This is a genomic window from Bacillus sp. L381 (assembly GCF_030284525.1).
In the GTDB taxonomy this organism is placed as follows: Bacteria; Bacillota; Bacilli; order Bacillales; family Bacillaceae; genus Bacillus; species Bacillus amyloliquefaciens.
Genome location: NZ_CP127224.1, coordinates 3,278,407 through 3,292,297, shown reverse-complemented (window position 1 = coordinate 3,292,297; position 13,891 = coordinate 3,278,407). Strand labels below are relative to the sequence as shown.

Annotated in this window: 13 protein-coding genes; all 13 read left to right on the top strand. The window is 48.7% G+C overall.

The window, feature by feature from the left end; translation table 11 throughout:
- Positions 1-178 precede the first annotated feature (178 nt).
- Complete coding sequence (locus QRX25_RS16930) at positions 179-1,351, top strand: ATP phosphoribosyltransferase regulatory subunit (protein ID WP_065982425.1); 1,173 nt, start codon at positions 179-181, stop codon at positions 1,349-1,351.
- Positions 1,344-1,985, top strand: a complete 642-nt coding sequence (gene hisG / locus QRX25_RS16925) for an ATP phosphoribosyltransferase (protein ID WP_013353740.1) — start codon at positions 1,344-1,346, stop codon at positions 1,983-1,985. The genes QRX25_RS16930 and hisG overlap by 8 nt, the downstream gene beginning before the upstream one ends.
- On the top strand, positions 1,982-3,295 hold the full coding sequence (gene hisD, locus QRX25_RS16920) for a histidinol dehydrogenase (RefSeq protein ID WP_065982424.1): 1,314 nt from the start codon (positions 1,982-1,984) through the stop codon (positions 3,293-3,295). The genes hisG and hisD overlap by 4 nt, the downstream gene beginning before the upstream one ends.
- Positions 3,261-3,845 carry an imidazoleglycerol-phosphate dehydratase HisB gene (hisB, locus tag QRX25_RS16915; RefSeq protein WP_212099451.1) on the top strand — a complete coding sequence of 195 codons (585 nt, stop codon included), beginning with the start codon at positions 3,261-3,263 and terminating at the stop codon, positions 3,843-3,845. Before hisD ends, hisB begins: the two co-directional genes overlap by 35 nt.
- Positions 3,846-4,484 (top strand): imidazole glycerol phosphate synthase subunit HisH, encoded by a 639-nt coding sequence (gene hisH, locus QRX25_RS16910; protein ID WP_212099448.1) that lies wholly within the window; start codon positions 3,846-3,848, stop codon positions 4,482-4,484. It abuts the gene before it with no gap.
- Positions 4,481-5,218: a 1-(5-phosphoribosyl)-5-[(5-phosphoribosylamino)methylideneamino]imidazole-4-carboxamide isomerase gene (hisA, locus tag QRX25_RS16905; protein ID WP_212099445.1), complete on the top strand. Its 738-nt coding sequence runs from the start codon at positions 4,481-4,483 to the stop codon at positions 5,216-5,218. The genes hisH and hisA overlap by 4 nt, the downstream gene beginning before the upstream one ends.
- Positions 5,215-5,973 carry an imidazole glycerol phosphate synthase subunit HisF gene (gene hisF, locus QRX25_RS16900; protein ID WP_212099442.1) on the top strand — a complete coding sequence of 253 codons (759 nt, stop codon included), beginning with the start codon at positions 5,215-5,217 and terminating at the stop codon, positions 5,971-5,973. The genes hisA and hisF overlap by 4 nt, the downstream gene beginning before the upstream one ends.
- Positions 5,970-6,590, top strand: a complete 621-nt coding sequence (hisIE, locus tag QRX25_RS16895; protein WP_212099439.1) for a bifunctional phosphoribosyl-AMP cyclohydrolase/phosphoribosyl-ATP diphosphatase HisIE — start codon at positions 5,970-5,972, stop codon at positions 6,588-6,590. The genes hisF and hisIE overlap by 4 nt, the downstream gene beginning before the upstream one ends.
- 209 nt (positions 6,591-6,799) lie before the next feature.
- Positions 6,800-8,569: an ABC transporter ATP-binding protein gene (locus tag QRX25_RS16890; RefSeq protein WP_014471077.1), complete on the top strand. Its 1,770-nt coding sequence runs from the start codon at positions 6,800-6,802 to the stop codon at positions 8,567-8,569.
- Between the two features lie 183 nt (positions 8,570-8,752).
- Positions 8,753-9,430, top strand: a complete 678-nt coding sequence (locus QRX25_RS16885) for a response regulator transcription factor (RefSeq protein WP_013353732.1) — start codon at positions 8,753-8,755, stop codon at positions 9,428-9,430.
- Positions 9,427-10,488 (top strand): sensor histidine kinase, encoded by a 1,062-nt coding sequence (locus QRX25_RS16880; protein ID WP_115996820.1) that lies wholly within the window; start codon positions 9,427-9,429, stop codon positions 10,486-10,488. Before QRX25_RS16885 ends, QRX25_RS16880 begins: the two co-directional genes overlap by 4 nt.
- 115 nt (positions 10,489-10,603) lie before the next feature.
- Positions 10,604-12,058 (top strand): tetratricopeptide repeat protein, encoded by a 1,455-nt coding sequence (locus QRX25_RS16875; RefSeq protein ID WP_212099436.1) that lies wholly within the window; start codon positions 10,604-10,606, stop codon positions 12,056-12,058.
- Positions 12,059-12,453: 395 nt separating this feature from the next.
- Entirely contained in the window at positions 12,454-13,863 is a 1,410-nt protein-coding gene (gene cwlO, locus QRX25_RS16870; protein WP_212099433.1) for a peptidoglycan DL-endopeptidase CwlO, read from the top strand.
- Positions 13,864-13,891: the final 28 nt, after the last annotated feature.

Here is a 13,891-nt window from a genome sequence, read left to right as displayed (position 1 = left end):
ATGATTCGATCGTTCCGATATGTTTACAAGTTTGTTCATTCTTTAGCCATGTTTATGGAAAATAATAGGCGGACATTGGGCGTTGCAATTCGTTCTTTTATCTGCTAACATATTATCATATTAGCGAACTAAAGGATTCGGAATTTTCCTTCAGATAAAGCGGAGGTGTAAAAGGCAAATGTTTATGTTTGAGAAACCGCATGGCATGAGAGATACGCTGCCCGGTTTATACGAAGCAAAGAAAAAAGTCCGTTCTACACTGACGGATTTAATTGATAAATGGGGTTATCAGTTTATGGAGACGCCGACCCTTGAATTTTATGAAACAGTAGGCGTCCAGTCCGCCATTGAAGAACAGCAGCTGTTTAAGCTTCTCGATCAGGACGGAAAAACGCTTGTGCTTCGGCCTGACATGACCGGACCGATTGCCAGGGTGGCGGCGTCTAAGCTGCACAAAAACAATCATCCGCTCAGAGCGGGGTACGCGGCAAGCGTCTACCGCGCTCAGGAGCGGGAAGGCGGACGTCCGGCTGAATTCGAACAGGTCGGCGCGGAGCTGATCGGCGACGGATCAACAAGTGCGGACGCCGAGGTGATTGCGCTCGCGGCCGGCGCTTTGAAAAACGCGGGATTGCGCCAATTTAAAATCGCGATCGGCCATGCCGGACTCGCAGATGAGCTGTTTGTCGAGGTTTTGGGCAATGCCGAGCGGGCGGATGTTCTGCGGCGCTTTCTCTTTGAAAAGAATTACGTGGGGTACAAAGAACATGTCAAGTCGCTCCCGCTTTCTTCAATAGACAAAAGCCGGCTGCTCGGACTTCTGGAATTGCGCGGCGGAAAAGAGATCTGCGCCAAAGCGGGGGAGATCATCGGCATCTCCGGGCGAAGCGTGATTCAGGAGCTGGGAGACCTATGGGACATTCTTGAAGATTACGGGTGTGCCGAGCATATTCGCCTTGATCTGAACATGGTAAGCCATATGAGTTATTACACGGGAATTTTATTCGAAGTGTACGCGGCAAATGTCGGGTTTGTCATCGGAAGCGGCGGCCGCTATAACAATCTTCTCGGCCGTTTCGGCAGCCCTGCTCCCGCCACGGGCTTCGGGCTCCGTATCGACAGGCTGATTGAAGCGCTCGGCATCCGGGGAGAAACAAGTGATGCGGACGCGGTTATTTTCAGCAAGGAGCAGCGGCCGCAGGCCATTTTATTCGCGGAGGAAGAAAGGGCAAGAGGAAGAAAAGTCGTCCTGCAGGATTTGGCGGGCATTGAAAATATCGATCATATGACAAAATCATTCGCAAACGTCACCTACTTTATCGGTGCCAGAAAGGAAGAGCAGAATGGGTAAGGTACTCACAATGGCTATGCCAAAAGGACGGATATTTGAGGAAGCTGCCGGATTGCTGCGGCAGGCCGGATACAGGCTGCCCGGGGAGTTTGAAGAATCGAGAAAATTGATCATCGACGTTCCGGAAGAAAATCTCCGCTTTATTCTGGCAAAGCCGATGGACGTCACGACATATGTCGAGCATGGCGTCGCTGATGCCGGTATCGCCGGAAAGGATGTCATGCTTGAAGAAGAGCGTGACGTATATGAGGTGCTCGATCTGAACATCAGCAAATGCCATCTCGCCGTTGCAGGGCTTCCGGGAGCTGATTGGAACGGAGTCGCTCCGAGGATTGCGACAAAATATCCGAATGTTGCGTCAAGTTATTTCAGAGAACAGGGCGAGCAGGTGGAAATCATTAAGCTGAACGGTTCCATTGAGTTGGCGCCTTTAATCGGGCTAGCTGACAGAATCGTAGATATCGTTTCAACCGGGCGGACATTAAAGGAAAACGGTCTCGTAGAGTCGGAACATATTTGTGACATCACATCGCGTTTTATTGTCAACCCGGTCAGCTACCGCATGAAGGATGATGTAATCGACGAAATGGCGGCCAGGCTGGCGAGGGTTGTGGAAGGAGACACGGCAAAATGAAAATAACCGCAATAAAAAGAAGCGAACGGTTTTCACTGAAGCGTTCCATCGACAGCGGAACCGAAGAGCAGCGGAAAACCGTCAGAGCGATTATTGAAGACGTCAGAAAAAACGGTGATAAAGCCGTTTTAGCTTATACAAAAACATTTGACGGGGTCAGCCTGAACCAGATGGCGGTGAGCGGGGACGAAATCGCCGAGGCGTGCCGTCTGCTTGATGATCAGCTGCTGGAAGTGATCAGGCAGGCGATTGCCAATATTAAAGAATATCACGAACGCCAGCTGCAATCCTCTTGGTTTTACCACCGCAAAGACGGCACGATGCTCGGACAGAAAATAACGGCGCTCGATTCCGCGGGCGTATACGTGCCGGGCGGGACTGCCGCTTATCCGTCTTCCGTTTTAATGAATGTCATCCCCGCTCTCGCTGCGGGAGTGGAACGGATCGTTCTCGTCAGTCCTCCGGGAAAAGACGGCTGCCTTTCGCCGGGCGTTCTGGCGGCGGCGTCTGAGCTCGGCATAAAGGAAATTTACAAAGCGGGAGGCGCACAGGCGGTTGCCGCGCTCGCTTACGGAACGGAAACGATACAGCCTGTAGATAAGATCACGGGCCCCGGCAATATATTTGTAGCACTCGCGAAGCGCGAAGTCTTCGGCGTTGTGGATATTGACATGATTGCCGGACCCAGTGAAATCGTGGTTCTGGCAGACGATACGGCGGTGCCCAAAGAAGTCGCTGCTGACCTGCTTTCACAGGCCGAACACGATACGCTCAGCTCAAGCGTGCTTGTCACCGACTCACGGAAGCTTGCCGAAGCAGTATCAGATGAGGTGGATAAACAGCTTCAGACCCTGCCGCGCATAGAAATCGCCGAAGCGTCGATCAAGGATCACGGCCGCATTTATATCGCGGAATCGATGGAAGATGCAGTGGACACGGTGAATGCGCTGGCGCCCGAGCATTTAGAAATCATGACGCATTCGCCGGAGGCTTTGCTTGGAAGCATCAGACACGCGGGGGCGATTTTCTTAGGAGGATACAGCGCTGAACCGGTCGGCGATTATTTTGCCGGACCGAATCACGTTTTGCCGACAAACGGAACGGCGCGGTTTTCAAGCCCGTTGAATGTAACAGATTTTCAAAAGAAATCGAGCATCATCTCTTACAGCCGGAAGGCATTTGAAACGCACGCGGACAGCATTGCCGCATTTGCGAGACTGGAAGGGCTTGAAGCGCACGCAAGATCGATTGAAGCGAGAAACGGAGGAATAACCGATGAGAAAAGCGGAACGCGCCAGAACAACAAATGAGACCGATATTAAGCTGGCTTTCGAAATAGACGGAGAAGGAAACGCCGACATCAGCACGGATGTGCCGTTTATGACTCATATGCTTGATTTGTTCACAAAGCACGGGCAATTCAATTTAACTGTTGACGCAAAAGGCGATACGGAAATAGATGATCACCATACGACTGAAGATATCGGCATCTGTTTAGGGCAGGCTTTTTTGGAGGCGCTCGGTGATAAAAAAGGGATCAAACGGTACGGATCAGCGCTAGTACCGATGGACGAAGCGCTCGCCCAAGTCGCCGTAGACCTGAGCAACCGGCCGCACCTTGAGATGCGCGCTGCATTTCCGCAAGCGAAAGTCGGAACGTTTGATACTGAGCTGGTACATGAATTCCTATGGAAACTGGCGCTGGAAGCGAGAATGAATCTGCACGTCATCGTTCATTACGGCACGAATACCCATCATATGATAGAAGCAGTGTTTAAGGCGCTTGGCAGAGCGCTTGATGAAGCGTCAGCCATTGATCCGCGCGTCAAGGGTGTACCATCAACGAAAGGAATGCTGTAAATGATCGGTGTAATTGATTACGGAATGGGCAATTTATTCAGCGTGTCTAAGGCGCTGGAACGCGTCGGCGTCCCGTATCTCGTATCAGACCGGCCGGAAGAGCTGGAAAAAGCGGATGCTTTTATTCTTCCCGGTGTCGGATCGTTCAGTGACGCCATGGACAATTTACGCAGCTTGAAGCTTGATCGATTCATTCACCGCATGGTTGATGAGGGGAAGCTGCTTCTCGGCATCTGCCTCGGCATGCAGCTTATTTTCGAAGAAAGCAGCGAAAACGGCACTGCAAAAGGACTTGGCTTATTAGCCGGAAAAGCAGTGAGACTCAAAGACAGGGACGCTGAAGGAAACAAGCTGAAGGTGCCGCATATGGGCTGGAACCGGCTGACCTTTCACCAAACGTCTCCTTTGCTTTCAAAAGCGGAAGAAGGCTTCGTTTACTTTGTCCATTCTTATTATATAGACGGGATGGAAGACGGCGATCTTCTGGCAAGTGCCGAGTACGGCGTTCGAGTTCCCGCGGTCGTCGGGAAACACAATGTCTTCGGGACGCAGTTTCACCCGGAAAAAAGCGGCACGGCCGGAATGGCGATCCTAACACAATTTACAAAAATGGCAGCGGAACAGAAGGTGAAGAAATGAGCGCTTTTACATTATATCCGGCAATCGATATGAGAAACGGCAAATGCGTCCGGCTCATCCAAGGTGATTACGGCAAGGAAACGATATACGGAGACTCGCCTTTAGACATGGCGGCGCAATTTGCAAAAGAAGGTGCGGAATGGATTCATCTCGTGGATCTAGACGGTGCGAAAGCAGGCAAGAAAGTAAACGACCGGCATGTTCTTGACATCGTGCGGCAGCTTGATGTCAAAGTCGAGATCGGCGGGGGCATCCGTTCTGAAGCAGACGTGTACGGTTACTTATCACAAGGCGCCGATCGCGTCATTCTCGGCAGTTCGGCCGTTTCTGATCCGGCGTTTGTGAAAAGCATGCTGAAACAATATGGCGGGAAAATCGCCATCGGTCTCGATGCGAGGAACGGGTATGTCTCTACGGAAGGCTGGCTGGAAACATCCTCCGTAAGAGCGGCCGATCTGGGCCGTGAATTGGTTGTGGAAGGAGCGGAAACCTTCATTTTTACGGATATTGCAACTGACGGCATGCTGTCAGGCCCGAACATTGAAAGCACCGTCCAGCTCGCAAAAGCAACGGGAAAAACCGTCATCGCTTCAGGCGGGGTCAGCTCAGTCGCTGATCTCAAAGCGCTGGCCCGCTTCAAAGACGCCGGCGTATCAGGAGCGATTATCGGAAAAGCGCTGTATACAAAACAATTTACGTTGGCCGAGGCGCTCAGCGGGGTGAAGGACGCATGATAACGAAACGAATCATTCCGTGTCTTGATGTGAAAGAAGGACGCGTCGTCAAAGGCATTCAATTTCTCGGGCTGAAAGATGCCGGCGATCCTGTCGAGCTGGCTGAAGCATATGACAGGGAGGGCGCTGACGAGCTCGTTTTTCTCGACATTTCCGCTTCTCGTGAAGGCCGCAAGACGATGACAGACGTCGTTGAACAAGTTGCGGCAAAACTGGCGATTCCGTTTACGGTCGGCGGCGGAATCAATCAATTAAGCGATATGAAACGAATGCTTCGCGCCGGCGCTGATAAAGTATCCGTTAATACAGCGGCCGTCCTCCGACCCGAGCTGATTACGGAAGGAGCGGACTTTTTCGGCTCGCAATGTATCGTAGCGGCGATCGATGCAAAGTATGACGAAGACTCAGATTGCTATAAAGTGTACACACACGGCGGCAGAAAGAAAACCGAGTGGGAAGTCACAGCTTGGGCAAAAGAAGCCGTCAGCCGGGGAGCGGGTGAAATCTTGCTGACTAGCATGGACGCAGACGGAGAGAAAACGGGCTTTAACCATACGCTCACAAAGCTTGTCACACGTGCCGTCCCGGTGCCTGTCATTGCGTCAGGGGGAGCCGGCAGCGTGCGCCATATGCTTGAAGCGTTTACGATCGGTGAAGCGGACGCCGCGCTTGCAGCTTCAATATTTCATTACAAAGAAACATCGATAAAAGAAGTGAAAGATTATATGAAGAAACACGGGGTGAATGTGAGATGAAACGGGCAGATGAACTGCGGTTTGACGAGGCCGGACTGATTCCCGCCATCGTACAGGATGCGGCAAGCAAAGAAGTGCTGACACTGGCTTATATGAATCGTGAAACATATGAAAAAACGATAGAAACGAAAGAAACCTGGTTTTACAGCCGTTCACGGCAGGAGCTGTGGCATAAAGGAGCGACGTCGGGGAATACCCAAAAGGTAAAAGCTATCCGCTATGATTGTGATCAAGATGCCCTTGTCGTGCTTGTGGAGCCTTCAGGACCCGCATGCCACAAGGGAAGCTACAGCTGCTTTACTCCGGAAAAAGCGAACGTACAGGATCGTTTCGGCATCTTAAATGAACTGGAAAGCGTAATCGCCAAACGGCAGGCGGAGATGCCTGACGGGGCGTACACAACGTACCTGTTTCGGGAAGGTGTCGATAAAATCCTCAAAAAAGTCGGCGAAGAAGCCGCAGAGGTTATTATTGCCGCGAAAAACCGCGATCATGAAGAATTAAAATGGGAAGCGGCGGATTTGCTTTATCATTTGCTCGTTCTATTGCGAGAGCAGTCGCTTCCTCTGGACGACGTGCTTGCCGTCCTTGCGAAACGTCATTCGGCATCTGAATAAAAAAACCTCACGGAGAGATTCGTGAGGTTTTTTACATGCCAAACCTAAACGTTCATTAAAATATTCCTTATTTCTCAACCGGAGGCAGATGAATTTGATAATATTGACTAATAGAGTTTATTTTGGTTTTTATCAAAAATGTACGTTTTGTTCATATTCCGTTCATGCTCATCCGTTATAGTATAAACAGTGATATAGGAGGAAAACATATGCCGAATAAACAACCGAAACCAAAAGGGAAATTCAGTTCATTCTTTTCATTAGTCAAAAAAACAAAACCATCATACGGAATGCTGGCCTTCGCGCTGTCTCTCAGTATTGTGACAACGCTCGTCAGCCTGCTGATTCCGCTATTGACAAAGCAGCTCGTTGACGGTTTTTCCATGTCATCGCTGTCAGGCATGCAAATCGGAATCATCGCAGCCGTATTTATCGTACAGGCCGCATTAAGCGCCTACGCCACCTACGCCTTGAACTACAGCGGCCAGAAAATCATTTCGGGGCTGCGTGATTTGTTATGGCAGAAATTAATTAAACTGCCTGTCTCTTATTTTGACAAAAACGCCACGGGAGAAACGATCAGCCGTGTCACCAATGACACGATGGTGGTAAAAGAGCTGATCACAAACAATATCAGCGGATTTATTACCGGAATTATTTCCGTAATCGGATCACTGACGATCTTATTTATCATGAACTGGAAGCTGACATTGCTCGTGCTGATCGTCGTGCCGCTGGCTGCGGTTATTTTAGTGCCGATCGGCCGGAAAATGTTTAAAATTTCTCGGGAAACACAGGATGAAACAGCGAGATTCACCGGATTGTTGAACCACATCCTCCCGGAAATCAGGCTTGTGAAAGCGTCAAACGCTGAAGAAGCGGAATACGGCCGCGGAAAAGCGGGCATCATGGCGCTCTTTAAACTCGGTCTGCGTGAAGCGAAGGTGCAGTCACTTGTAGGCCCGCTTATCACCCTTGTATTAATGGCGGCGCTGGTTGCTGTCATCGGGTACGGCGGAATGCAGGTATCATCAGGTGAACTGACGGCCGGCGCACTCGTTGCCTTTATCTTGTATTTGTTTCAGATCATTATGCCGATGGGCCAGATCACTTCATTTTTCACACAGCTTCAAAAATCCGTCGGCGCAACGGAACGGATGATTCATATCCTTGCAGAAAAAGAAGAAGACATCCAGACCGGGAAAGCGATTGAAAACGCGGATCAGCCGATTAAGCTCGAACAAGTCTCATTCGGCTACAAAACAGATCAGACCATCTTAAAAGACATTACGGCAACGATTGAGGCCGGCAAAGTCACCGCGATTGTCGGACCGAGCGGCGGCGGAAAAACAACGTTATTTAAACTGCTTGAACGATTCTACAATCCGACGGCCGGCAGCATCCTGCTCGGAAATGAACCGATTGATACGTATTCCCTTGAATCATGGCGGGAGCATATCGGATACGTGTCTCAAGAAAGTCCGTTAATGTCAGGCACCATCCGCGACAATATCTGCTACGGATTAAAACGCGAGGTGACCGATGAGGAACTGAGAAAAGCAGCCGATATGGCCTACGCCCTGCAATTTATTGAAGATTTACCGAAGAAATTTGAAACCGAGGTCGGTGAACGGGGGATTATGCTGTCAGGCGGACAGCGCCAGCGCATCGCCATTGCCAGAGCGCTTCTTCGCAATCCGAGCATTCTTATGCTTGATGAAGCGACATCAAGTCTGGACAGCCAATCTGAAAAATGGGTGCAGCAGGCGCTGGAAGTCTTGATGGAAGGCCGCACCACCATCGTGATTGCCCACCGTTTATCCACGGTTGTGGATGCAGATCAGCTTCTCTTTGTCGAACAGGGTGAAATCACCGGACGGGGCACACACCATGAATTAATGGCATCCCATTCGCTCTACCGCGATTTTGCGGAGCAGCAGCTGAAGCTGAATGCCGACTTAGAAAACAAAGCTGTGTAAAGCAAGACTTTATGAAAAGAAAGCAGCTGAAAAGCTGCTTTTTATTTTACAGCTTAGCCGATATGGCACAGTGACGGCACCATTTTGAGAGTCCGCTGAAAATACAGGAGACAATGAAAAAATAAGACGGCTTATAGCAAAAGAATACAAGTGAAATTTGGAAAAGCAGAAGGAGGGATTTTCATGGCTGTCATATTGGTTGCGGATGATGACCGCCATATCCGTGAGCTTGTCCGCCTCATGATGGAGCAGAGCGGCTTTGACGTCGCAGAAGCGGAAGACGGGGAAGCGGCGGTGCAGCTGATAGAATCAACACATATTGACCTCATCATACTGGATGTGATGATGCCGAAAATGGACGGGTTTGAAGTCAGTGAAGCCGTCCGCAGCTTTACGGATATTCCGATTTTGATGCTGACGGCAAAAGGCGAAACGCTGGATAAAGTGCAGGGTTTTACTTCCGGAGCGGACGATTATCTCGTCAAACCGTTTGAGCCGCTTGAGCTGGAAGCAAGGGTCAAAGCATTGCTGAAACGCTACCGGATCACCGCTGAAAAACTGCTGACCATCGGAACGGTCACATTAGATAAGCAATCCCGTACTGTAACGCGCGGCGGCGGATCGGGAATGACGCTGCCCCGGCGTGAATTTGAGCTTTTATTTAAGCTCGCCGGTTATCCGAATAAGACGTTTTCAAGAGAGCATTTAATAGAAGATATTTGGGGCTTTGATTATGAAGGTGACGAGCGGACGGTTGACGTTCATATTAAAAGGCTGAGAGAAAGGTTTCCGGAAAAGGACTATCCGTTTGCCATTCATACGGTGCGGGGTCTCGGCTACCGGTTTGTGGTGACAGAATGAAACAGATTCTCAGAACGGCGGGAAGAATCATCATCCTTCTCGTATTCACCGCATTTTTATGGCTGGCTGCCCACTTGATCGTTCAGGGCTTCGGTGTTATATGGCCGATTTTGCTGACGCCGTTCGTCGAGCAAATTCTGACGCTTTGGCTTGTTTTCGGCCTGCTGTTTTTAACGATGTTTATTTTTTCAAAGTCAGCGCGTAAACGACATCATGCGATCTGGGATTCGCTCACCGCCACGATCAAGCAAATGTCGAGCGGCAATTTCACCGCGGCCGCTTCCCGGAAAATGGAGAAAATTGAGCGGGACCACCCCGTGACGAAGTTGGCTGATGAACTGTCGACACTCGCCGCGGAACTGAGTGAAATGGAAAAACTGAAACAAGAATTTATTTCAAACGTTTCCCATGAAATCCAAACCCCGCTTACTTCATTAAAGGGCTATGCGCACCTCCTAAAAAAACCGGATTTATCATATGAAGAGCGGGGGCGCTACTTACACATCATCGAGACAGAAACAGAACGATTATCAAAAATCAGTGAAAATCTGCTGAAGCTCACCGCACTCGAACGCCAGACCGAACCGATACAAAAAAAACCGTTCCGCATTGACAAACAGCTGCGGCGCACCATATTGACCTGTGAGCCTGAATGGTCGGCCAAACAGATTGAGTTTCTCATTGATTTGCAGGAGTCGTATGTGTACGGAGATGAAGCGCTGCTCAGCCAAGTCTGGATGAATCTCATTCACAATGCCGTGAAATTTACCGGAGAAGGAGGCCGCATATCCGTTAAAATTACAGATTTGCCGGAGGCTGCGGCCATCGAAATCGCCGACAACGGAATCGGAATGGAGCCTGAGCAGGCAGAGCGCGTATTTGAACGGTTTTATAAAGCGGATAAAGCGAGAAACGCGGGGGGAAGCGGGCTCGGCCTGTCCATCGCCAAAAAAATCGCTGAGCTGCACGGCGGTTCGATAGAGGTTGAAAGCAAGCGCGGCGAAGGAACCCTTTTCCGCGTCATTCTTCCTGCCGACCCTCATGAAACAAACAGCTAAAATCTGGTCGAACCAGCCAGTAAAAAACGAAGCCGATCCTGTCTTTTGAACTATTGAGGCGAAACCGTTTTATGGTATACTACTGACGGTAATACGTATAAAACGGAGGGTATTTGTGGGAAAACACACTTCTGAACATAAAAAGCACGCACAAATTGTCCAGCTGCTTCAGGATGGACAATATTTTTTTCATAAAGGCTTAAAAGCATATAAAGAGCGGAATTTAAAAAGGGCCAGCAAACTGATTCAGCGGGCCGTTCATCTCGAACCGAATGATTCCGAGATGCTGTCCCGGCTGGCCGTCATTTATTCTGAAATGGGGCACTACCAGCAGTCAAATGAGCTGTTCGACTTTATTTTGGTGAACCTGAAAGAAGAAATGCCCGAGTGTCATTATTTTAAAGCGAATAATTTCGCGCATTTGGGGCTCTTTCAGGAAGCATACAAAGAAGCGGCGGCTTATTCTGATGCCGATCCGGACGGAGAATTCAGCGAAGAGATTGAAAACCTGATGGAGCTTCTGGATTTCGGCGAAGCGGGTGAAAACGAATCGCTCTATGACCAGGATGAACTGCTGATCAGGCAGGACCGGGCAAAAGCGCTTCTTGAGAGCGGCCAGCTTCATGAAGCGGTTGTCATGCTTGAAGAGATTACAGCCGATTACCCCGAGCTTTGGTCCGCATACAATAATCTGGCGCTCGCTTATTTTTACTCTGGCAATGTAACAAAAGCGAAACAGACGGTATTTGAAGTGCTTGAGAAAAATGAAGGCAATCTCCACGCCCTGTGCAACTACCTTGTATTCTGCTATTACGAGAGGGAAGATGAAAAAGTCGGAGAATTGAGCGAAAGGCTCGCCAACGTGTATCCGATTCTATTCGAACAGCGTTACAAGCTGGGGGCGACGCTTGCGCTTGTCGGCAGACATGATCTTGGCTATAAGTGGCTCCGTTCTCTATACAAAAGCGGATTTGAAGGCGACGACACGTTTTATTACTGGCTTGCCGCCTCAGCATACGGGACAGGCCGTACAGAATTTGCCGAAACCATTTGGAGAAAGGCCGAAACTGAATTTCCCGAATCAGACCGGCCCGCGCCTTGGGCGGAACGGCAGGAACCGCTGCCTGCTTCACTTGAACAGCGGCTTGCCGCCTATTATATCAGCAGCGCTGAAGGAGAGCGGCACCAGCTTGAAAAAGTTCTGGCTGCAAAACGCGCCGCCTCGCCGTTTGAACAAGAATTCGTCAGACTGCTGCTTTCCGGTGAAAAAGGCGCTTCAGGCGTCTCCCGTGATGCTTTGTTCACGTATCGGACGGTCAAGCTGCTGGAGAAAGCGGAAGCCGACAGTTTAAAGACTGACGTCATGAGCTGCTGGGTTTTTCACGTTATTCAGCACATCCGCGCCGCCGCTGCCGTACAGAATGAGCGGGCATGGGCCGCAGCCATCGCATACGTATGGAAGGAAGCAAACGGCGAAAAAACGACGAAAAAAGAAACCGCCGCCGTTTACGGTATATCCGTTGCAACACTCTCAAAATACATCAGACAAATAGATGATATATTAGAATAAAACCGATTCTTTCTATATAAAGAGTCGGTTCTTTTTTTATCAGGAAGTGATAAAACAGAACTTTACTGCCGAAAAAAGAGATTTTCATACGTATTTTTTTGCTTTTTGAATCAAAAACAGGCCGCAATCACCGTTTATTTTGCAAATGATGAAATTTGCAATCACATTGAAATATAACTGTAATAAAAATTGTCGAAACATGATGGTATAATGATTCTCGTACATAAGAGATTAGTTTTTTTTACATGTGCTGTATAATCTATACCAATTAACCAGTTTCAAAGATTCATACATAAAAATCATCAGCCTCACGGTATGTGAGGGAGCGTAACTTTGATGTTCATAATAGAATTCCAAATGAGAACAGGTTTAAAGTAAAAGGGAGGAAAGAAAAAGTGAAAAAGAGTTTATTAACACTTGGTTTGGCTTCCGTCATCGGGACAAGCAGTTTTTTGATCCCGTTTACAAAAACTGCATCGGCGGAAACATTAGACAGCAAAAAAGCGAAAATCGAAAGCAAGCAATCTGAGGTGGCTTCAAGCCTCGAAGCGAAAGAAAAGGAATTATCTAAGCTTCAGGAGAAGCAGGCTAAGATTGAAAAAGAACTGAAAGACATTAACGCCAAAGCGTTGGATACAAGTAATAAAATCGAAGATAAAAAAGCTGAAAACGAAAAAACGAAAAAGCAAATCGCTGATTTGAAAAAAGAAATCAAAGAAACAGAAGCGCGTATTGAAAAACGCAATGAAATCCTGAAAAAACGCGTTCGTTCTTTACAGGAAAACGGCGGTTCTCAAGGATACATTGACGTTCTTTTAGGAGCGACAAGCTTCGGGGACTTCATTTCCCGTGCGACTGCGGTATCTTCTATCGTTGATGCGGATAAAGACCTGATCAAACAGCAGGAGCAGGATAAAGCGAAACTCGAAGATGCAGAAGCTGAACTTAACGTGAAGCTTAAAAAAGTCCAAGATGACCTTGCGAAGTTAGAGTCTATGCAAAAAGACCTGAACAAACAGCTTGATCAGAAAGACAAGCTTTTCGACGAAGCGAAAAACGGTCAGAAAAAAGCGGCTTCCGCTATCTCTGATCTGAAAAAAGAAGCGTCACAGCTTGCAAACGAAAAAGCTCACACTGAAAAAGAACAGAAGCGCATTAAAGAAGAGCAGGCTGCAGCGGCTGCCCTGATCAAAAAACAGGAAGAAGCACAAAAAGCCTCTGAAGACCAAAACCAAAAAGATGACAGCCAGCCGGCATCTGCGGTTAAAACTGTGAAAAAAGCGGCTGTTTCAACTGAAACATCCGATTCATCTGACAGCTCAAGCAAATCGAGCAATTCAGGCGGATCATCTCATAACAGCGGCGGTTCAGATGATTCTGACGGATCTGTTATTTCAAATTCAGGCGGTATTGAAGGTGCGATCAGCGTAGGATCAAGCCTTGTGGGTAAATCTCCGTACAAGTTCGGCGGCGGACGCACGCAATCTGATATTAATAACCGTATTTTTGACTGCTCTTCATTTGTACGCTGGGCTTATGCTAACGCAGGCGTTAACCTCGGACCTGTAGGCGGCACAAGCACAGATACGCTAATCGGAAGAGGAAAAGCTGTCAGTGCGTCTGACATGAAACGCGGAGACTTAGTATTCTTCGATACGTATAAAACAAATGGCCACGTCGGCATCTACTTAGGTAACGGAACGTTCCTGAACGATAATACATCCCATGGTGTATCTATTGATTCTTTGAGCAACAGATACTGGAAAGATGCATTCAACGGCAATGTAAGACGTGTTGTGCAATAATGAATAAGACAAGGGCCTTCCATCCCGG